The organism is Arthrobacter sp. 05T420 (assembly GCF_056396305.1).
On sequence record NZ_JBFTLG010000014.1, the window covers coordinates 21,272 to 40,310 of the forward strand.

The 19,039-nt window shown below is 67.1% G+C and carries 17 protein-coding genes; 5 read left to right on the forward strand and 12 right to left on the reverse strand.

Going from position 1 to position 19,039, the window contains the following annotated elements:
* Window positions 1-352 precede the first annotated feature (352 nt).
* The 6 genes from AC1DEM_RS14215 to AC1DEM_RS14240 all read right to left on the reverse strand — a co-directional run bounded on the left by AC1DEM_RS14215 (window position 353) and on the right by AC1DEM_RS14240 (window position 7,812).
* On the reverse strand, window positions 353-2,467 hold the full coding sequence (locus AC1DEM_RS14215; protein ID WP_476885102.1) for an MDR family MFS transporter: 2,115 nt from the start codon (window positions 2,465-2,467) through the stop codon (window positions 353-355).
* Window positions 2,468-2,600: 133 nt separating this feature from the next.
* On the reverse strand, window positions 2,601-3,086 hold the full coding sequence (locus tag AC1DEM_RS14220; protein ID WP_476884965.1) for a MarR family winged helix-turn-helix transcriptional regulator: 486 nt from the start codon (window positions 3,084-3,086) through the stop codon (window positions 2,601-2,603).
* 49 nt (window positions 3,087-3,135) lie between these two features.
* Window positions 3,136-4,878: a thiamine pyrophosphate-binding protein gene (locus AC1DEM_RS14225; RefSeq protein WP_476884966.1), complete on the reverse strand. Its 1,743-nt coding sequence runs from the start codon at window positions 4,876-4,878 to the stop codon at window positions 3,136-3,138.
* Window positions 4,875-5,942 carry an agmatinase gene (speB, locus tag AC1DEM_RS14230; RefSeq protein ID WP_476884967.1) on the reverse strand — a complete coding sequence of 356 codons (1,068 nt, stop codon included), beginning with the start codon at window positions 5,940-5,942 and terminating at the stop codon, window positions 4,875-4,877. The genes AC1DEM_RS14225 and speB overlap by 4 nt, the downstream gene beginning before the upstream one ends.
* A gap of 104 nt (window positions 5,943-6,046) precedes the next feature.
* Window positions 6,047-6,388, reverse strand: coding sequence for a P-II family nitrogen regulator (locus AC1DEM_RS14235; protein WP_476884968.1), 342 nt, complete (start codon window positions 6,386-6,388; stop codon window positions 6,047-6,049).
* Complete coding sequence (locus tag AC1DEM_RS14240; protein WP_476884969.1) at window positions 6,385-7,812, reverse strand: ammonium transporter; 1,428 nt, start codon at window positions 7,810-7,812, stop codon at window positions 6,385-6,387. Before AC1DEM_RS14240 ends, AC1DEM_RS14235 begins: the two co-directional genes overlap by 4 nt.
* A gap of 466 nt (window positions 7,813-8,278) precedes the next feature.
* Between AC1DEM_RS14240 and AC1DEM_RS14245 the strand changes: the two genes are divergently transcribed.
* The gene (locus AC1DEM_RS14245; protein WP_476884970.1) at window positions 8,279-9,103 is read left to right on the forward strand and encodes a DUF559 domain-containing protein; all 825 of its coding nucleotides are present in this window, start codon (window positions 8,279-8,281) and stop codon (window positions 9,101-9,103) included.
* Window positions 9,104-9,251: 148 nt separating this feature from the next.
* Here the strand turns inward: AC1DEM_RS14245 and AC1DEM_RS14250 are convergent, their stop codons facing one another.
* The gene (locus tag AC1DEM_RS14250) at window positions 9,252-9,827 is read right to left on the reverse strand and encodes a helix-turn-helix domain-containing protein (protein WP_018775913.1); all 576 of its coding nucleotides are present in this window, start codon (window positions 9,825-9,827) and stop codon (window positions 9,252-9,254) included.
* 280 nt (window positions 9,828-10,107) lie between these two features.
* Here AC1DEM_RS14250 and AC1DEM_RS14255 point away from each other — a divergent pair, with 280 nt between their 5' ends.
* On the forward strand, window positions 10,108-11,631 hold the full coding sequence (locus tag AC1DEM_RS14255; RefSeq protein WP_476884971.1) for a sodium:solute symporter family protein: 1,524 nt from the start codon (window positions 10,108-10,110) through the stop codon (window positions 11,629-11,631).
* Window positions 11,632-11,751: 120 nt separating this feature from the next.
* On the opposite strand, the gene AC1DEM_RS14260 is transcribed toward AC1DEM_RS14255, so the two are convergent.
* Window positions 11,752-11,988 carry a hypothetical protein gene (locus AC1DEM_RS14260; protein ID WP_476884972.1) on the reverse strand — a complete coding sequence of 79 codons (237 nt, stop codon included), beginning with the start codon at window positions 11,986-11,988 and terminating at the stop codon, window positions 11,752-11,754.
* 261 nt (window positions 11,989-12,249) lie between these two features.
* Here AC1DEM_RS14260 and AC1DEM_RS14265 point away from each other — a divergent pair, with 261 nt between their 5' ends.
* Window positions 12,250-13,500, forward strand: coding sequence for a VIT1/CCC1 transporter family protein (locus AC1DEM_RS14265; protein ID WP_476884973.1), 1,251 nt, complete (start codon window positions 12,250-12,252; stop codon window positions 13,498-13,500).
* Window positions 13,500-14,447: a matrixin family metalloprotease gene (locus AC1DEM_RS14270; protein ID WP_476884974.1), complete on the forward strand. Its 948-nt coding sequence runs from the start codon at window positions 13,500-13,502 to the stop codon at window positions 14,445-14,447. Before AC1DEM_RS14265 ends, AC1DEM_RS14270 begins: the two co-directional genes overlap by 1 nt.
* Window positions 14,448-14,561: 114 nt before the next feature.
* Here the strand turns inward: AC1DEM_RS14270 and AC1DEM_RS14275 are convergent, their stop codons facing one another.
* The 4 genes from AC1DEM_RS14275 to AC1DEM_RS14290 all read right to left on the reverse strand — a co-directional run bounded on the left by AC1DEM_RS14275 (window position 14,562) and on the right by AC1DEM_RS14290 (window position 18,165).
* A complete protein-coding gene (locus AC1DEM_RS14275) occupies window positions 14,562-15,338 on the reverse strand; it encodes an SDR family NAD(P)-dependent oxidoreductase (protein WP_476884975.1) in 777 nt (258 codons plus the stop codon).
* A 39-nt stretch (window positions 15,339-15,377) separates the two neighbouring features.
* Window positions 15,378-16,754, reverse strand: coding sequence for an MFS transporter (locus AC1DEM_RS14280; RefSeq protein WP_476884976.1), 1,377 nt, complete (start codon window positions 16,752-16,754; stop codon window positions 15,378-15,380).
* Between the two features lie 194 nt (window positions 16,755-16,948).
* Window positions 16,949-17,656 (reverse strand): FadR/GntR family transcriptional regulator, encoded by a 708-nt coding sequence (locus tag AC1DEM_RS14285; RefSeq protein ID WP_476884977.1) that lies wholly within the window; start codon window positions 17,654-17,656, stop codon window positions 16,949-16,951.
* A 14-nt stretch (window positions 17,657-17,670) separates the two neighbouring features.
* Entirely contained in the window at window positions 17,671-18,165 is a 495-nt protein-coding gene (locus tag AC1DEM_RS14290; protein WP_476884978.1) for an SRPBCC family protein, read from the reverse strand.
* Between the two features lie 39 nt (window positions 18,166-18,204).
* On the opposite strand from AC1DEM_RS14290, the gene AC1DEM_RS14295 reads away from it, so the two are divergent.
* Window positions 18,205-18,978 (forward strand): gamma-glutamyl-gamma-aminobutyrate hydrolase family protein, encoded by a 774-nt coding sequence (locus AC1DEM_RS14295; protein ID WP_476884979.1) that lies wholly within the window; start codon window positions 18,205-18,207, stop codon window positions 18,976-18,978.
* Window positions 18,979-19,039 lie beyond the last annotated feature (61 nt).

The following is a 19,039-nucleotide window of genomic DNA, read 5'->3' on the forward strand; positions in this document are numbered from 1 at the left end:
AGACCAACAAAAACCGAACAAATCAAAGTTCATTGGAAAGCTGATTGGAGACTATCCCAGGGGACCGACAGCCATTAGCCACCCAACTCTACGAAATCCCCCGGCCGGGTGGAACACGGGACACTGAACATCATCCAAACGACGTACTTAAGCCTCTGTCCGCAGCGTTCCGGCGGCCCTGCCGCGCAAATGCAGGTCGCACGATGGCCAGCAGCACGAAGGCCCCCCGGCTGCGCAGAGGCCCCGCTGCTGCCCTGAGGCGGCCGCGGGACCTCTGGGATCCGGCACCAGCAGTACACAGCCTGGCACCGCACAAATGCGGTGCCAGGCTGTCCGGTACTGCCGGCCGGCGCTACTCGGTGCGGTGCCGGCCGTGGGTGGCGATGTAGTCGGCCGCCGCGCGTTGCATCTTGCGCTCCTTGGCAAGCTGGCGGCGCAGGACCGTGAGCTCTGCGGCAACACGGGCCTGTTCCGCAGCGATCGCACGCTGCTCGGCGGCCTGCTCATGCACGGCGAGCAGGGCGTCCGCCAGCTGGAGCTGTTGTTCCGCCAGCAGCTGCTGGGTCTGCAGCAGGACGGGTACGACGTCGGCGGCCTGGGTCGGGTTTTCGGCCACCAGGGTCCGGGCCCGCTGCCGGGCACCCTCCCTATCGGCCGCCCGGTCCGCACTGAGTTCCGCCGCACCGGACTCCGAGAGAGCGGAGTCCTGGCCGGAGCCGGCGCCGGCCCGGTAGCCAAGGTCGGCTTCCCGGCGGGCGGCATCGGGGAAGCGGGATTCGGCGCGCTCCCGGCTGAGTACCTCGATGAATTCCCGGTCCAGGTCCACGATGCCGCCGTCGGACGCAACTGCCCCGACGGCGTCGTCCGAGCCGTTCCGCAAAGTACCCGCCAAAACCGTTACCGCCGCTCCTCCGGAGACGCCCACAGCGGCATCGGTGGCTGCGTCCCCTGCTTGCTCGGCGGGCTCCGGACGGACATCGACTGTGCGGCGCAGCGGGCGTTCCTTGATGAACAGGATGGCAACCAGCGCCACGAGGCCGATGATCGCAGAGATCAGGAAGACCTCAGCGATCGCGTCGCCATACGCAGCCCGCATGATGTCGCGGATCGGTGCCGGCATGTCCTTGAGGTCCATGCTTGCACCGGCAGATCCGGCCGGAACCTTGATTCCGGCGGATGCGAGTCCCTCCACCACGAGCACCTTGACCCGGTTGCCCAGCACGGCGCCGAGGACCGAGACGCCGATTGCTCCGCCGACGGACCGGAAGAAGGCAACGGAGGCGCTGGCAGTGCCGATGTCCTTGGCCTGGACCGTATTCTGGACAGCGAGCACGAGGTTCTGCATCAGCAGGCCCAGACCAACGCCAAGGATGGCCGTGTAGATACCCGTCAGCCACAGGTCAGTGGTGTGGTCCATGCTGCCGGCCAGGCCGAGGCCACCGATCAGCAGGATGGCTCCCGCCACCAGATACCGCTTCCACTTGCCGGTGCGGCTGATGAGCATTCCCGAGGCGACCGAACCGATCAGGTTGCCTGCGATCATGGGCAGCGTGAGCAGACCGGCCTCGGTGGGGCTCGCACCGCGTGCCACCTGGAAGTACTGGCCGAGGAATGTCGAGGAGCCGAACATGCCCACGCCAACGGCCACCGAGGCGAGGATCGCGAGGGCGGTGGTCCGCTCCGAGATGATGTTGAGCGGGATGATGGGCTGCGCCACCCTGGATTCCACCAGCACCAGCAGGCCCAGGAGCACGACGCCGCCGCCCACCATGGCGACGGACTGCCACGACCACCAGTCGTAGTAGTCCGGGTTGCCGGCGAAGGAGACCCAGATGAGCAGCAGGCTGACGCCGGAGGTCAAGAGGATGGAGCCGAGCCAGTCGATCTTGGCCGGGCGCTTGACGTGCTGGATTTTCAGGGTGACCTGCAGCAGGATGAGCGCCACCACCGCGAGCGGGACGCAGACGAAGAAGGTCCAGCGCCACCCCAGCGGGCTGTCGACAATGAAGCCGCCGAGCAGCGGGCCGCCGGCAGTGCCCACGGCCATGACGCCGCCCATGTAGCCGGAGTATTTTCCGCGGTCACGCGGCGGGATCATGGAGCCGATGATGGCCTGGGCCAGAGCGGTGAGCCCGCCCATGGCGATGCCCTGGATGACACGGGCGGTCAGCAGCAGCGGGATGGTCTCTGACAGTCCGGCCATGACGGAGCCGGCCACGAAGATCACGATGCTCAGCTGGACAAGGACCTTCTTGTTGAAGAGGTCCGCCAGCTTGCCCCAGATCGGCGTGGTGGCGGCGTTGGCCAGGAGCGCGGCGGTGATCACCCAGGCGAAGTCCGTCTGGGTCCCCTTGAGCTCGGACATGATGGTGGGCAGCGCGTTGGCTACGATCGTGCTGCTCAGGATGGCGGTGAAGAACGCCGCCAGCAGCCCGGTGAGGGCCTCCATGATCTGGCGGTGGGTCATCTCCGCAGGTGCTGCGGCGGGGTGGGATGCCCGGGGCGCCATCCGCGGCAGGTCCGACGGCGCTGTGTTCAGCGGCGCAGGGTTCAACGGCGCGGTATCCGGCCCCGTGGCGGCAGCGTGGCTAGCCATATATCTACTCCTCAACAATTTCGGTCGTATTCGTGGGTCCGGCCGTCGTTGCCCGGGCTGAAGTCCTGAGGGACTCAGCAAGTTTTTCGAGGGTGCGCGCCGTCAGTTCGACGTCGTCCTGGCTCCAGTCCTGCAGCAAGCCCTGGAGGGCGGCCGTCCGCTGGTCCTCGATGACGCGCAGTTTCTCCGCGCCGGTGGCGGACAGGGCGATCAGCTGTGCGCGGCCGTCTTCGGGGTCCGGCCGGCGGACAACATAGCCGTGCTCCTCGAGCTCGGCGATGTGCCGGCTGAGGACCGGCGCGCTGACGCCGAGCCGTTCCGCAAGATGCGTGGCCCGGGATTCGCCCTCCCCCACAAAGCGAAGAACGCCCTGAAGCGCCACTCCGGTGTCCTGCCCGCGCAGGCTGGCGGCGGCTACGCAGCGGACGGCGCGCTGGAGGTCGAAAATTTGGTAGACGAGTTTGGCTGCAGCGTTGGTTTCAACTGACATGATGGACACCCCTCTTTTGTTTGCCCAAGGCAACTATATCTTAAATTGGTTACTTCGGGAAACTAACTCTGTTGTGAGAGGTGCCGTGGGGGGTGCCATGCGGGTCCCGAAGTGGCGCGCCGAAAGGGGGCTTAACGACAAACGCGGACCGGCCGGTCTGCCCCTCAYSRTGAGGGGCGACGACGTTGGGGCCGTCCGCGGCGAAGCCGGCTTTCAGGGCGTCCCCGACGTCCTCGGGGGCCACCCGGACGGCCGGGACGCCGAATGCCTCGGCCAGCTTGACGAAGTCGGGCCGGGCGAGCTCGGTGGCCGTGGCCTTGCCGAAGGCTCCCACCATGTATTCACGCAGGATGCCGTAGCCGCCGTCGTCCACGATCAGCCAGGTGACCGGGACGTTGTGCTGCTTGGCGGTGGCGAGCTCGGAAATGGAGTACATGGCCGAGCCGTCGCCGGAGACGGCCAGCACCCGGGCCGAACCGCCGGGCGTCCCGGTGGTTTCCAGCCCGACGGCACCGCCGATCGCCGCGGGGAAGCCGAAGCCCAGCCCGCCGGCGCCCTGCGCGGAGTGGAACTGGCCCTCGCGGGCGTCCCAGCAGCTCCAGCCCCAGTAGGCGGAGATGGTCATGTCCCAGAACGTCTGCATCGCCGCGGGAACGGCCTCGCGGATGTCGGCCATGAACTTCAGTTCCTTGCCGAGGTCCTGGGACTCGAGCCGGGCGGTGACCTTGGCCAAGGTGTCCTTGACCAGGGCCTCGGGAGAGGTGCCGTGCCAGTCGGCGCGTTCGCCGTGCGGTTCGATCAGGGCCTCGTCGAGGGCGGCGAGGGCCTGGCCGGCGTCGGCCCGGATGCCCAGGCCGGGGCGGTTGGACTCCAGGACCCGGGGTTCGGCGTCGATCTGGATGATCCGTCCGCGCGGTTCAAAGGTGAAGTAGTTGGAGGTGACCTCGCCCAGGGAGGAGCCGATGACGATCAGCACGTCGGCGTCCTGCAACACGTCCGTCATGTGCTGGTCCTCGATCCAGGACTGCAGCGAGAGCTCGTGGTTCCAGGGGAACGCGCCGTTGCCGCCGGGTGTGCAGATGACCGGTGCCCGCAGCTTCTCCGCAATCGAGAGCAGCGATTTCTCGGCCCGGCCGCGGCGGGTGCCGCCGCCGGCGATGATGGCGGGACGTTCCGCCGTCGAGAGCCATTTGACGGCTTCCCGGACCAGCTCCACCCGGGGCGGGTTGTCGGCCGCTTCGGCGAGGGCGTCCTCCACCGGCGGCACCATAATGGGGTCCAGCAGCACGTTCTGCGGGATTTCCAGCCAAACCGGGCCTTGCGGCGAGGAGATCGCCTCGGTCCAGGCGTCCTGGATGGCCGAGGGGATGCCGGAGGCGTGCTGGATCAGCCGTTGGGACTTGGTGACGTTCGCGGCCGAGGCCTTCTGGTCATCGAGCTGGTGCAGCATGCCCTTGCGGCGGGCGCCGAGGCCATCGAGCGGGATCTGGCTCGCGACAACGACCATGGGCACGCCGGTGGCGTAGGCCTCCTGCAGCCCGGCCAGGGACGTCAGCGCGCCGGGACCAGTGGAGAGGAACAGCACGCCGACCTCGCCGGTGGCGCGGGAGTAGCCGTCCGCGGCGAAGGCCGAGTTGTTCTCGACCCGGGAGGAGACGAAGTGCAGGTTTCCGCGGCCCATGGCATCGAACAGGCCCAGGGCATGCTGGCCCGGGATGCCGAAGACGGTCTTGGCGCCGAGCGCCTCAAGGGTCTCGACGACGAGGTCTCCGCCGTTGCGCACGCCGGTCATCGCGAAGTCACAGAGGAGCCGAAGCCGGCGGGGCGGCGGGATTCCTGGCCGAGGGCCTGGGCAGCGTAGCCGTTCGGTGCGCCGAAGCGGTCCCCTTCGACGGCGAGGTCCGCCATCAGGGTCACGAGTTCGTAGGCGACGTGGCTTGCCGCCACGCCGGTGATCTCGGCGTGGTCGTAGGCCGGGGCGACCTCGACGACGTCGGCGCCGACCAGGTTCATGCCGCGGAACCCGCGGATGATTTCCAGCAGTTCGCGGCTGGTGAGGCCGCCCGCTTCCGGCGTGCCGGTGCCGGGCGCGTGCGCGGGGTCAAGGACGTCGATGTCCACCGAAATGTAGAGCGGGCGGTTCCCGATCCGGTCCCGGACCTTGGCCACTGTCTCCAGGACGCCCTGGTAGTAGACATCCGAGGACGTGACAATGCCGAAGCCGAAGCGGTGGTCGTCGTCGAGGTCCTTCTTGCCATAAAGCGGGCCGCGGGTGCCGATGTGGCTGATGGCCTCGGTGTCCAGGATGCCTTCCTCGACGGCGCGGCGGAACGGGGTGCCGTGGGTGTATTCGGCACCAAAGTAGGTATCCCACGTGTCCAGGTGGGCATCGAAGTGCAGCATGGCGATGGGGCCGCCGGCGCGCTCGGCAGCGGCGCGCAGCAGCGGCAGGGCGATGGTGTGGTCGCCGCCGAGGGTCAGCAGCTTGCTGCCGGACGCCGTCAGGTCCAGGGCGTTCTGCTGGATGGTTTCGATGGCATCGTTGATGTTGAACGGGTTGACCGCCATGTCACCGGCGTCGGCAACTTGGATGTTCTCGAAGGGGCTGACGTCCCAGGCCGGGTTGTACGGGCGCAACAGACGGCTGGCCTCGCGGATGTGGTTGGACCCGAAGCGGGCGCCGGGGCGGTAGGAGACGCCGGAGTCGAACGGCACGCCGACCACCGTGACGTCAGCCTTGGCCACCTGGTCCAGGCGCGGCAGGCGGGCATATGTGGCAGCCCCGGCGTAGCGTGGGACGCGGGATGAATCGATGGGGCCAAGGTTGCCATTGGCCTCGATGCGCAGCTCTTCCAAAAGAAGCCTCTCCTTCGAGGATTGACCGACGGTTGTGACAGCCATCATACACTCGAAGTTTCGCATTGCGCATCATTTGTTTACCAATGGCGTTACCAGCGGCCTCACGCGATGGCCGAGGCGCCCCGCTCCCCCGTCCGCACGCGGACGGCGTCGCGCACGTCAATGATCCAGATCTTGCCGTCGCCGAAGTGGCCCGTGCGTCCGCCCTCTTCAATGGCTGCCATGACGGCGCCGAGGGCGTCCTCATTGACGAGGACTTCCAGCCGCACTTTTGGCAGCAGGTCGGAGCTGTACTCGGCACCCCGGTACACCTCGATGTGGCCCCGCTGCCGGCCGTAGCCGCTGGCCTGGCTCACAGTCAGGCCGTTGACTCCGGACCGCTCCAGGGCCGCGCTGACGGCGTCAACCCGCTCCGGCCGCACAATGGCCGTCACGAGCTTCATGACGACACCTTGCCGCGCGCGGCCTCACCTTCGGCCTGGGCGTGGGCTGGGGTCTGGGCCTGACCTTCGGCCTGGGCATGGGCAGCATCTGTCCTGGCATGCGGGTCACCGGGGCGGAAGCTGCCGCCGACCATGAGGAGTTCGTACGCCGTTTCGGCGTGTTCCGTCACGTCGATGCCGGAGAGCTCGTTGGCCTCGGAAACGCGCATGCCGATGCTCTTGTGGATCGCGAAGCCAATCAGGGTGGTCATGACGGCGCTCCATGCCGTGACAATCAGCGCGGTAAGGATCTGTGGCCAGAACTGCGCCAGGCCGCCGCCGTAGAAAAGGCCGCCGCCGGTCTTGGCGGACGGCAGCGCGAAGAAGCCCAGGGCCAGGGTCCCCCACAGGCCGCCAACGAAGTGCACAGCCACGACGTCCAGGGAGTCGTCGAGTCCGATCTTGAATTTCAGCCCGACGGCGAGCGCGCAGACGACTCCGGCGATCACTCCGATCAGGATCGCTCCGACGGGGTCGATGAAGCCGCAGGCCGGGGTGACTGCCACGAGTCCCGCGACGGCACCCGAGGCGGCCCCGAGCGAGGTGGCATGCCCGTCGCGCAGCCGCTCGACGAGCAGCCAGCCCAGCAGGGCGGCGCTGGTGGCAAGCAGCGTGTTGGTCCAGGCCAGGGCGGCCGTGGCGTCGGCGGCCAGTTCCGAGCCGGCGTTGAAGCCGAACCAGCCGAACCAGAGCAGTCCCGCGCCGAGCATGACGAACGGCAGGTTGTGCGGACGGATGTTGGGGTCCTTCATGAAGCCCAGCCGCTTGCCCAGAACCACCGCCAGCATGAGTCCGGCTATGCCGGCGTTCATGTGGACCACCGTGCCGCCGGCGAAGTCCAGGGCAGAGATCTTGCTGCCGATGATGCCGGTGGGTCCAAAGAGGCCGCCGCCCCAGACCCAGTGCGCGATCGGCGCGTAGACGAGTGTGACCCAGAGGGCGGCAAAGAGCAGCCAGGGTCCGAACCTGACGCGTTCGGCCACCGCCCCGCTGATGAGCGCGACGGTGATGATGGCGAACGTGGCCTGGAAGCCGACGAAGATCATGTCCGGCAGGCCTGCGGCCTTGGTGCCGATGCTGGTGGTCAGCCCGCTCAGGCCGAAATTAGTGAAGGGATCCCCGACGAATCCGCCCAACGCATCCGGGCCGAAGGCCAGTCCGTAACCCCACAGGGCCCAGACGACGGCCACCACGCCCATGGCGCCGAAGCTCATCATCATGATGTTGAGGACGGACTTCATTCTGACGAGCCCGCCGTAGAAGAACGCAAGCCCGGGGGTCATCAGGAGGACCAGCGCGGACGCCGTGAGCATCCACGCGGTCGATCCGGGGTCAAGGACCTGCGGATCTACTGCCATTCCTACTGCAAGCACAGAGAACTTCATAGCGGGAGCCTTCCTCGAGTGCCGGCGCTACGAGGCGCCGATTCGGCGAGACCATGTGACGTTTTGGGACTGTTGTGCGTCCCCCCGCAGATGACGCTACCCACGACGTGTTTCGGGAAGGCATTCCGATTCTTGCCGGCACGTTACATGGAGGCCCCGGGCATTAAATTGCCGTTTCCGGCAGATTTCCGGCATGTGACGTAAGTCTCACCAGAACCCCAGGTGGCCGGTCGGCGCTCCTTCCCGGTTGCTCCACACCCGTCCCTGGCCCCGCCCCGGGATCCAGAGCTTTTCCCGGCCGCGGAGCTGCGCGCGCGCCGGGCAACCGGGAAGGAAGGCAGGCAGCGCCCGCCGGTGAATTCGCAACCGCCGAATTGCCAGCAGAGCCCCCTGTCCGCTTGACCCCATGCCCACATAGCCCCATTGCCGTCTTCCATGGTTCAGGCCGGCCCTGTGGACTGGCGACATGGACCCCATCAACTACCTTGCACAGCTCGGCGGAGTCGCCCGGACCAGCCAGTTTTTGGCCGCGGGATACTCCCGGACGGACATCGTCGGGCTGACGAGGGCGGGGGCACGCCAACCCAGGCGAGGAGTGTTCATGCTCGCCGAGTGCCAGCCGGAGCTTGCTGCGGCCATTCGGCACAATGCCCGGGTCACCTGTGCCAGTGCGGCCGCGCACTACGGCCTGTGGCTTAGAGACCTTCCGGCCCAGCATCATCTGGCCTGCAACCACGGCCACGGAACCGGCTTCATCAGGCACCGGACCATCAGGTTCGATGGCCCTGCCCAGCTGCCAGTGGCCGCGGTCGGGGACGTTGCGCTGCATGCCCTGTCGTGCTTGAGGCCGCCCGCATCAACAGCCCTGGCGACATCAGCCATGCGCTTACATGGCGTTCCCCTCGAATTGCTGAAGGCCCAGCTCATCGGCGACCGGTCAGGTCTGGTACTCCAGGCCCTGCGGCAGGTGGATTTACGCGCCGAGTCAATCGTGGAGGTAGATGCCCAGCATCTCTTCAAGGCAAACGGAATCGGCTTCGACACCCAAGTCCAGCTCCCGGGAATCGGCCGGGTCGACTTCCTGATTGAGGGATTCCTCATCGTGGAAGTGGACGGCTACGCATTCCATTCCGACCGCGAGGCCATGCGCCGGGACCTGGGGCGAAACAACGCCTCCACGGTCAACGGGTTTGCCGTGCTGAGGTACATGCCGGAGCACATCTGGTTTGAGCCGGAGCGTGTCATCGCTGAAATTCGAGCCGTGCTGAGCCGGACCCCGCGCAGACCGTGACTTTCCTGCCCACTTGCCTCCGGGCCGGCCGCGGACCACCCGCTAGATTCCGGGACTGGGCGCTGGCCCGCGGCCCCCGTCGGCTTAGCAACCGGGAAGGAGTGCGGCGGCACCCGGCACCGGAACGCAGCCAGGCCCGCCTATGACCTCAGCGGCTGGCGGCAGGGACCAGCACCCACAGAACCTCGACGGCGTCGTCGGTGGGGTTGACCCAGGTGTGGGGTTCCCGGCCGGGGAACGTCACAGTGTCCCCGGTGCTGAGCTCGAATTCCTCATTGGTGAGGATCAGCCGGATGCTTCCCTTGACCACGTGCAGGACGTCGACGTCGCAGTCCACGGCATAGAGTTCGGACTCGCCGCGCCCGCGCGGCTCAATCACAGCCTGGATGATCTGGACGCGGCGCTCGGAGCGAGCGGTCAGCAGCCGCTCGACGATTCCCTCACCGCCGAGGGAAATGCGGGGGCCCTCGTTCTGCTTCGTGAGGTGCGTTTCGGGTGCGGCAAAGAGGTCGCCGATCGAGATGGACAGGACCTGGCACAGCGTCACCAAGGAAGCGACCGAGGGCGATGTGAGGTCCCGTTCAACCCGGCTCAGGAATCCCTTGGTGAGCCCGGTGGCGTCTGCGACCTGTTCAATGGTGAGCCGCTGGGACTGCCTGGCGGCGCGGATCCGCGAACCGATGGCAACGGGAACATTGCTCGGTTCAACTGGTAGAGCCTTCATTTAGGAACCTTTCACGGCCGGCCGCTTGGCCCCATCATTGGAGCAATCCTAGCGGGAGCGGGCCTTCGTGACGCGGATGCGGCGGCAGCACGCGCTGCGCCTTGACTGTTACCGGGGTCACAACATACTCTTTTTGGCAACATGTGTTGCCTATTGGGCAATACCGGAGGTTCCGACGGACATCCTCCACCAACCACTTCACGCAGCAGCAGCCTTGCCGAACACACTGTTGAGGCCCGGCAATGCGCATCCGCTGCCAACCAGCTCCAAGGAGCCCTTAATGGACGCAAGTTTCGTCAACATCGCAATCGTGGTGGTGTACCTGGCCGCCATGCTGGCGTTCGGATGGTGGGGCAAGTCCCGCACCAAGAACAATAGCGACTTCCTCGTCGCCGGCCGACGCCTCGGCCCGTTCCTCTACACCGGCACCATGGCCGCCGTCGTCCTGGGCGGCGCCTCCACTGTCGGCGGGGTGGGCCTGGGCTACAAGTTCGGCATCTCCGGCATGTGGCTCGTCGTGGCAATCGGCGCCGGCGTCCTGCTGCTGAGCCTGCTCTTCGCCCCCACCATTCAAAAGCTGAAGATCTACACCGTGTCCCAGATGCTGACCCTGCGCTACGGCAGTAAGTCCACGCAGACCTCCGGCATCGTGATGCTCGCCTACACGCTGATGCTCTGCGCCACCTCCACCAGCGCCTACGCCACCATCTTCGTGGTGCTCTTCGGCTGGGACCGTGCCCTCGCCATCGCCGTCGGCGGGGCAATCGTATTGGTCTACTCGACCATCGGCGGCATGTGGTCCATCACCCTGGCCGACCAGGTCCAGTTCGTCATCAAGACCGTCGGCATCTTCGTGCTGATGCTGCCGTTCACGCTCAACGCCGCCGGCGGCCTCGACGGCATCCGTGCCCGTGTTGACGCCAGCTTCTTCCAGATTGACGGCATCGGCGTCCAGACGATCATCACCTACTTTGTCGTCTACACCCTCGGCCTGCTGATCGGCCAGGACATCTGGCAACGCGTCTTCACCGCCAAGACCCCAACTGTTGCCCGCTGGGGCGGCGCCACCGCCGGCGTCTACTGCATCCTCTACGGCGCTGCCGGCGCCCTGATCGGCCTCGGCGCCCGGGTTGCGCTGCCGAACATCGACGTCAAGGCCCTCGGCAAGGACGTTGTCTACGCCGAGGTCGCCACCCACCTGCTGCCCATCGGCATCGGCGGCCTCGTGCTCGCCGCCGCCGTCGCCGCCATGATGTCCACCGCCTCCGGCGCCTTGATCGCGGCCGCCACCGTGGCCCGCGCCGATGTGGTCCCGTTCGTCGCCGGCTGGTTCGGCAAGACCATCAACACCGACGACACGGACAACCCGGAGCACGACGTCCGCGCCAACCGCATGTGGGTCCTGGGACTCGGCATCGTGGCTATCGTCATCGCCATCATCACCAAGGACGTCGTCGCCGCCCTGACCATTGCCTACGACATCCTGGTCGGCGGCCTGCTCGTGGCCATCCTCGGCGGCCTGGTCTGGAAGCGCGGCACCGGCGTGGCCGCCGCCGCGTCCATGGCGGTCGGTACGGTCATCACGCTCGGCACAATGATCGTGCTGGAAATCAACGCCGAAGTACCGCTGGACGGCATCTACGCCAACGAGCCGATCTACTACGGCCTCGCGGCATCCGCTGTCGTCTACATCGTCGTGTCCCTGCTGACTAAGCCGACGGATTCCGCCGTCATGAAGAACTGGCAGCGGCGAGTTGCCGGCGAGGCATCCGAGAGCGAACACATTTCGGTTCCGTCGCACTAGGTTCCTGACGCCTATAGTCCTGACCCACTGGGTCCTGACGGCGAGTTAACGGTCGACGGCGGCGCTCCCCTTCCGGGGGCGCCGCCGTCGGCCTTTAAGGCACCTAAGAGTCCGCGGGATTCACTCGTTCTCTTCGGGTTCCAGGAATTCTTCCCCCTCCAGAGGCACCACCGGTTTCTCGTCGCCCAGGAAGTCCTCCGCGTCCAGCGGAATGAGCCGATCAGCCTCCTGGAGAAGCTCCTCGTCCTCGGTCTCCGCGGCATCACTGACGGGCGCGTCCTCGGCATAGTCGTAGGCGGGATCGGACTCGAGTGACTCCCTGGCCGGCTGGATGGGGTGTGATGCGGTGCTATCCATGATGCAACCTCCATGCGGCGTCGGTGGTGGCAAGGCCCCGGGGAACCCGCCCTGGGTTTCATTCGACCACCGCGAAAACGGACGGTCAAGGGCTCACAATTGCTGGCGGAAAGCAGCGACAGAGGGCCCCGCCGCGGCAGGCCAGTTGCGGCCTCCCTAAACTTTCCACTGAGGATTGCCAGCCGGAAAAGCGCGGAATTACGGGGTACTCTGGAGTCGCAATGGGGCCGGACCACGCCCGACCAAACCCAGGAGTTTTTCGTGTCTCAGCACACCGAATCGGAATGCAACGATTCTTCGCAGCAACACCCGACACAAGCCGCTTCGGCCCGCAGCACGGACCCGCGTCCCGCCCCGCCGCACGCCTCCCCTGCCTCCGGCGCAACTCCCGTCACCGCACCAAGCCCAGCTTCCAGCCCAGATCCGAGCGCAGATCCGAGCGCCGCGGACATCAAGCGCTGGCGCCAGTATCTCGCCGATGAGCGTGCCGAGGCGGCCGTCTACCGGGACCTGGCGCAGAACCGTTCCGGCGAGGAGCGCGCCATCCTGCTGGCCCTGGCCGAGGCCGAGGGACGCCATGAGGCGCACTGGATCCAGTTGCTGGGCGAGCACGCTGGCAAGGACCGGCATGCCTCACTGCGGAGCCGGTTCCTGGGCTTCCTGGCCCGGCATTTTGGCTCGGTCTTCGTCTTGGCCCTGGCCCAGCGGGCGGAGAGCCGCTCCCCCTACGCCACTGAAACGTTCGCTACCCCGGCCATGGTCGCCGACGAGCAGATCCATGAGGAAGTGGTCCGCGGACTGGCCACCCGGGGCCGCAACCGGCTGGCGGGAACGTTCCGGGCTGCCGTCTTCGGCGCCAACGACGGGCTGGTCAGCAACCTGTCCCTCGTCATGGGCATGGCGGCCTCGGGCGTGGGGAGCCAGGTGGTGCTCCTGAGCGGAGTGGCCGGGCTGCTGGCCGGCGCACTGTCCATGGGGGCAGGCGAGTTCATTTCCGTGCGGTCGCAGCGGGAGCTCCTCGCCGCGACGCGTCCCACCCAGATCACGTTGGCGGCGGCGCCGCTGCTGGATATCGAGCACAACGAGCTCTTGCTCGTTTACCTGGCGCGCGGCATGTCCCGGGAGGCCGCCGAGCACCGCGTCGCGGAGCGGATGGGCCTGCTGGACTGCGACTGCGATCCGAGCCTATCGCTGCGCCCGGAACTGCCCGAAAACGGGGACCAGCACGAGGCTGTCGGCACCGCGTGGGGCGCGGCGGCGTCGAGCTTCTGCTTCTTCGCGTCCGGCGCCATCATCCCCATCATTCCCTTCCTGCTGGGGATGACGGGAATCGCCGCACTGGTGGTTTCGGCTTCCCTGGTCGGTTTGGCGCTGCTGCTCACCGGCGGCGTCGTGGGCCTGCTCTCGGGCACCTCGCCCGCCACCCGCGGCCTGCGCCAACTGGCCATCGGCATGGGCGCAGCCGGCGTGACGTACTTGCTGGGCATGGCCTTTGGCGCCGTGGTTGGCTAGTGGAAGGTCCTGAATTTCGGGACCGGGGGCCGCGACACAGCCGGGGCGCCACGGCGCTGCGGGTTGCCAGGAACCTTACCGCCGCCGCGGTGATCGCCGGCGGGGCCTTCCTCACGGCAGGGCTCGTCTACGGCGACCCTCGATTCACCGGCCTCTTCGAGGTCCCCCGCGGAACGGGACACGAAGCAGGGGACAACGCAGGCCGTGCCCAGCCGGTGGCACCACGGTCCGGCCAGGCATCCGGCCAGCCTGCCCTGCCGGCCGATGGGGACCGGACGGACACTCCCCCGCCCGGGCTCGAGGAGCAGGACAAACCCCTCGGCACGCCCCGGAAACCGGAGACCGCCAGCACCTCCTACAAGTTCCTCGCGACGAACGGCGACGGCACTCCGGTGGGGTATTCGCCATGCCGGCCGCTGCACTACGTCATCAATGCCGCCCTGGCCCCGCAGGGCGCCGAGCGGCTCGTGGAAGACTCCATCCGGACGATCTCGGAGGCCACCGGGATCAAGTTCATCAATGGCGGCCCTACATCCGAGGCGCCCTCGCCAACCCGCGCGCCCTACCAGAAGAATCTTTACGGGGACCGGTGGGCGCCGCTACTGATCGCCTGGACCACGCCGGAGCATGCCCCGCAGCTTAAAGGCCCGGTGATCGGCACCGGCGGCAGCACGCACTTCAGTTTTGGCGACGGTCCCAAGAGCTTTGTGACCGGCAGCCTGGAACTGGACGCCCCGCAAATCGCGGAAGACCTGGACCGGCCCGAGGGTGCGGCCTATGCCACGGCCGTGATCCTGCACGAACTCGGCCACGTGATGGGCCTGGAGCATGTGGATGACCCGGCCCAGCTGATGTACCCGGAGATCGGGGCCCCGGACGGGCTTGCCGACGGCGACCTGAACGGGCTCTACCAGCTCGGCCACGCCCAGTGCCGCAAGGATCTCTGACCCCCGTTGCGCTCCTGACACCCGTTGCGCTATCACTCTGGGCGGCCATTCAGGGATTTTAGGACCCCAAAGTGATACCGCAACGGGGGTGCGTGCAGGTTGGGTGCGGGCAGGTCAGGAGACCTGGAGGCCGCCGTTGATGTCATACGTGGCCGCGGTGATGTAACCGGCGTCCGGGCCGAGCAGGAAGGCGATCAGGGCCGCCACTTCCTCGCGGCTGCCGACGCGTCCCATCATGATGCCCTCGGACATCTGAGCCTTGCGGTCCTCGCTCAGCGTGCCGCCCATGATGTCGGTGTCGATGGGGCCGGGGGCGATGGCGTTGACGGTGACGCCGAATTCGCCCACCTCGCGGGCCAGGGCACGGGTGAATCCGATGATCCCGGCCTTGGAAGCGCTGTACGCGACCTTGGAGTAGGTGCCGCCACCCCGCTGGGCCGAAATCGAGGAGATGCTCACGATCCGGCCAAGCTTGCGCTCGATCATGCCCTTTAGCACCCGCTGGGAGACGATGAAGGATCCGCGCATGTTGATGGCGAAGACCTTGTCCCATTCCTCGACTGTGGTTTCCATGAACGTCGTCGGGGAACTGATACCGGCCAGGTTGGCCAGGGCCACGATCGGGGGCAGCGCGCCCTCGACCTCGGTGATGGCCCGGTCCACCGAAGCGGCGTCCGAGACGTCGGCGCCGACGCCGATGGCCTTGACCGCGCGGTTGGAACCGATCTCGGCGGCAGCTGCGGCAGCATCCTCGGCATTGATGTCCAGGATGACGATGGACCAGCCCTCGCTGGCCAGACGGTCGGCGGCGGCGCGGCCAATGCCGCGGGCTGACGCGGCACCGGTCAGGACCACGGTGCGTTCAGTGGGGAAGGGGGTAATTGAAGTCATGAAGGAGGTTCCTTTTCGGGGAGTTCGGGATCTTGGGGATCAGAGTGCTTTGGCCGGGGCGACGACGGCGGCAGCCGCTGCGACCGCGGGGTCAAGGGCGGCGTCGCCCTCCGGGCGCCTGCGGGCGTAGAGGTAGGTGGCCACGGCGGTGAGGAACAGGCACAGGGACAGGAACAGCAGCCCGCTCTGGTTGCTGCCGGTGGCGTCCTTGAGGAGGCCGACGGCGTACGGGGAGATGAAGCCGCCGAGGTTTCCGAGGGAGTTCACCAAGGCCAGACCGGAGGCGGCGGCCGCACCGGTCAGGGCGGCGGAGGGCATCGAGAGGAAGGGGGCGATGGCCCCGTAGATCCCCATGGCCGAGACTGTCAGGCCGATCATCGCAAGGATTGGGTTGACCGGGAGCAGGTAGCCGGCGGCGAGGAGTCCCACGCCTGCGAGCACCATGCTGACCGCGGAGTGCCAGGCCCGCTTGCCCGTCCGGTCCGCGCGCTTGCTCCAGAAGTAGACGAATACGGCGGCCACGGCATAGGGGATGAAGACGATGAAGCCGACCTCGGCGGTGGAGAAATTGCCCAGGGCCGCGACGATGGTGGGCATCCACAGACCCAGGCCGTAGATCCCGCACACCAGGCCGAAGTACAGGGCCGAGTAGACCAGGGTGCGCTTGTCCTTGAGGCCGGCCAGGAAGTTGTGCTTGCCCGACTGTGACTTGGCGGCCAGTTCGGCGTCCATGGTGGCGGTGAGCCAGTTGCGCTCGTCGGCGTCGAGCCATTTGGCGTCCCGCGGGCGGTCCGTCATGAGGATGGGCGTCAGAAGGCCCAGCGCGATCGCCGGGATGCCTTCGATGATGTAGAGCCACTGCCAGCCCTGGAGGCCCATGACGCCGTCCATCTGCAGGAGGAGCCCGGAGACCGGGGCGCCGAGCGCATTGGAGACAGGCTGGGCGAGGATGAAGATGCCCAGCACGGTGACGCGCTGCGCGGCGGGGAACCACAGCGTCAGGTAGAACAGGATCGCAGGGAAGAAGCCGGCCTCGGCGGCACCGAGCAGGAACCGGACGATGAAGTAGGTACTTTCACCGTTCACCAGGCACATGGCGGTGGCGAAGATGCCCCACGTGATCAGGATGCGGGCCAGCCACTTCCTGGCCCCGAACCGGTACATGCCCGCGTTGCTGGGAACCTCGAGGAGGGCGTAACCGAGGAAGAAGATGCCGGCGCCCAGACCGTAAGCGGCGGAGTTCAGGCCGATGTCCTCGCTCATGGTGAGCTTGGCGAATCCGACGTTGTTGCGGTCCAAATAGGCAACGAAGTAGAGCAGGACAATCAAGGGCATGACGCGGCGGCGGACCTTGCGCAGCGTACGGTCGCCCAGTTCGCCGAGTCCGAAGGACTTGGGGGCTAATGAAGTCATCATCGACCTTCTTACGTGTTTTCCTGCCCTGCGGCTGTGCCGGGTCAGAAAATGGCTTGAATGGGGGTGGTCATCCTGCCCGCCTGGAAGCGCGTGCTGCAGGAATCTTGTTGAGTCAGATGTCAGACATCTGATTCAAGGACTAGGCACGATCTTAGAATGTGATTCGGGTTACGTCAATGGCCCGGGGGCGGACGTCAGGACTTGGCGCCCCGCACGTACCGTTCGTAGTCCGCATTGGTCTGGTCCATGTGCTCATCCATCGCCTGCCGCGAGCGCTCGGCGTCGCCGCTGAGGATGCTGTCCATGACCCGCTGGTGGTAATCGATGGCATGCTGCTGGATCACACCGACAGCCGACGTCTCGCGGCGGGTGATGTACAAAAGCTGGCCCAGCTGGCCGAACAGGGCACGGACGAACGGGTTGCCGGAGGCCCTCAGGACGGCGTCGTGGAAGCCAATGTCCGCTTCGACGAAGCGGTCCAGGTCGCCTGACTCGTGGAAGCGCTTCATGTCCTCGATGCACTCGCGCATCCGCTCGGCGTGCTCCGGTGTGTAGCGTTTGGCGGCCAGCGCGGCGGCCCCGGTCTCCACCATGCGCCGCATCTCGATCAGGCCCACCGAGACCTGATCGGCCGCGTTGCCGTGGGAAGCGGCCTTGAAGATCGCGTCCAGGCCGGTCCAGTTGTCCGTGGGGTTGACGAAGGTTCCCCTGCCGGCCTTCACATAGAGGATGTTTTGTGCGCGGAGCGCCTTGAGGGCTTCGCGCACGGTCAGCCGGCTGACGCCGTAAGCCTTGGCGATATCTGCTTCCGGCGGAATCGTGCTGTGGGGCTGGAGCTTTCCGTCAAGGATGTCGTTTAGCAGGCCGTCGACGAGATCGTCGACCAGAGTCCTGCGGCCCATCCCAGTTCCCACCTTCAGTCGCGTTTCGTGCTGCCCTCCACATTACCCAAGTCCGGGTGCGCGGCCATGTAGGCGTCCAGCTTGGCCAACGTCTGTTCCAGGTTGGCCGGATGGCGGCGCAGATAACCGGCCAGCCGGAGCATGCTCTTGCCGCGGACACGCCGCGCATCCCACTGTTCGGTGACCAGCGTGCCGGCAGTGCCGTCCGGGCCCGTGGACGGTTCGAGCAGGTAGCGCCACACATGGCCGTAGAAGTGCCGCCACGCGATCCGGCGGCCTTCCTCGAATTCGCAGACCCTATTGAGGATCTTGTAGTTCACCCGCATGTTCATTTCCATGCCGAACCTGGCACCGAGGTACAGCCGCCTGGGTCCGCGCGGCTGGGCGCCCTTCACGGTGCCCGAGCCGTCAGTCACGCTGTGCAGGGCCGGCGTGGCGAGTACGTCGAAGATGGTACCGGGGGCAGCGGCGATGTACCGGCTGCGGGACACGAGATAGCGGGCGTTCATCTGGCAATCCTAGTCCGGGATCATGTTGCAGAATGAGGCATGCAGACTTCCCGCAACCTCTCCGGCGGCCGGCCGCGCATCGGCGTTCCCGTCCGCCTCAGCAGCTCCGCCGATCCCGACCCGCGCGTGGCGGAAGCCAACGGATTGTTCGAGTGCATCGTGGAGCTGCTGCGTGAAGGCGGCGGCGAACCGGTGCTGCTCACCGCTGCGGGGCCCGACGACGGCGGCCTCGCCGCGGCGCTGGCGTCCCTTGACGGCGTCGTTCTTCCCGGCGGCGGCGACCTCGACCCCGGCCTCTACGGCGAGGCACAAACCGATCTCTGCTACGACGTCAACCAGGCCCAGGACGCGTTGGATCTCGCCGTGGCACGTCTTGCGATCGACGCCGGGCTGCCCGTGCTCGGCATTTGCCGCGGGCATCAGCTGCTCAACGTGCTCTACGGCGGGACGCTGATCCAGGACATGGCGCCGGGGGCAGTGGTGCACCACGAGCCCGCGCCGGTGCACGGGTGCGGCCCGTGGGCCTGGCACGAGGTAGTGGTCGAGGCCGGCTCCAAGGTGGCCGCCCTGTACGGGGGCGGGTCCGGTGCCGTGAGCGTGAAGATCGCCTCCGGCCACCATCAGGCCGTGGCCCGGGTGGCAGGAAAGTTGCAGGTGACGGCGGTGGCCGAGGACGGGACGGTCGAGGCGCTGGAGGATCCGGAGCGCTGGGTGGCCTCGGTCCAGTGGCACCCCGAGGCACTGGAGCTCCCGGCCGGGGAACGGCTCGAGCCGTTCCGGGCGTTCGTGGACGTGTGCCGCACCCGGGATTGAGGGCAGATAACGGGAAACCCCGGGGCCTGGGGCCCCGGGGTTTCCGTTTCACTGCGCTTGA

Excerpts from the sequence above, each read along its gene's own strand:
- AC1DEM_RS14245 (WP_476884970.1), top strand. The coding sequence starts at position 8,279 with ATGGACCCCATCAACTACCTTGCACAGCTCGGCGGAGTCGCCCGGACC.
- AC1DEM_RS14295 (WP_476884979.1), top strand. The coding sequence starts at position 18,205 with ATGCAGACTTCCCGCAACCTCTCCGGCGGCCGGCCGCGCATCGGCGTT.
- AC1DEM_RS14250 (WP_018775913.1), bottom strand. The coding sequence starts at position 9,827 with ATGAAGGCTCTACCAGTTGAACCGAGCAATGTTCCCGTTGCCATCGGT.
- AC1DEM_RS14215 (WP_476885102.1), bottom strand. The coding sequence starts at position 2,467 with ATGACCCACCGCCAGATCATGGAGGCCCTCACCGGGCTGCTGGCGGCG.
- AC1DEM_RS14280 (WP_476884976.1), bottom strand. The coding sequence starts at position 16,754 with ATGATGACTTCATTAGCCCCCAAGTCCTTCGGACTCGGCGAACTGGGC.
- AC1DEM_RS14240 (WP_476884969.1), bottom strand. The coding sequence starts at position 7,812 with ATGAAGTTCTCTGTGCTTGCAGTAGGAATGGCAGTAGATCCGCAGGTC.
- AC1DEM_RS14290 (WP_476884978.1), bottom strand. The coding sequence starts at position 18,165 with ATGAACGCCCGCTATCTCGTGTCCCGCAGCCGGTACATCGCCGCTGCC.
- AC1DEM_RS14275 (WP_476884975.1), bottom strand. The coding sequence starts at position 15,338 with ATGACTTCAATTACCCCCTTCCCCACTGAACGCACCGTGGTCCTGACC.
- AC1DEM_RS14260 (WP_476884972.1), bottom strand. The coding sequence starts at position 11,988 with ATGGATAGCACCGCATCACACCCCATCCAGCCGGCCAGGGAGTCACTC.
- AC1DEM_RS14285 (WP_476884977.1), bottom strand. The coding sequence starts at position 17,656 with ATGGGCCGCAGGACTCTGGTCGACGATCTCGTCGACGGCCTGCTAAAC.
- AC1DEM_RS14255 (WP_476884971.1), top strand. The coding sequence starts at position 10,108 with ATGGACGCAAGTTTCGTCAACATCGCAATCGTGGTGGTGTACCTGGCC.
- AC1DEM_RS14220 (WP_476884965.1), bottom strand. The coding sequence starts at position 3,086 with ATGTCAGTTGAAACCAACGCTGCAGCCAAACTCGTCTACCAAATTTTC.
- AC1DEM_RS14235 (WP_476884968.1), bottom strand. The coding sequence starts at position 6,388 with ATGAAGCTCGTGACGGCCATTGTGCGGCCGGAGCGGGTTGACGCCGTC.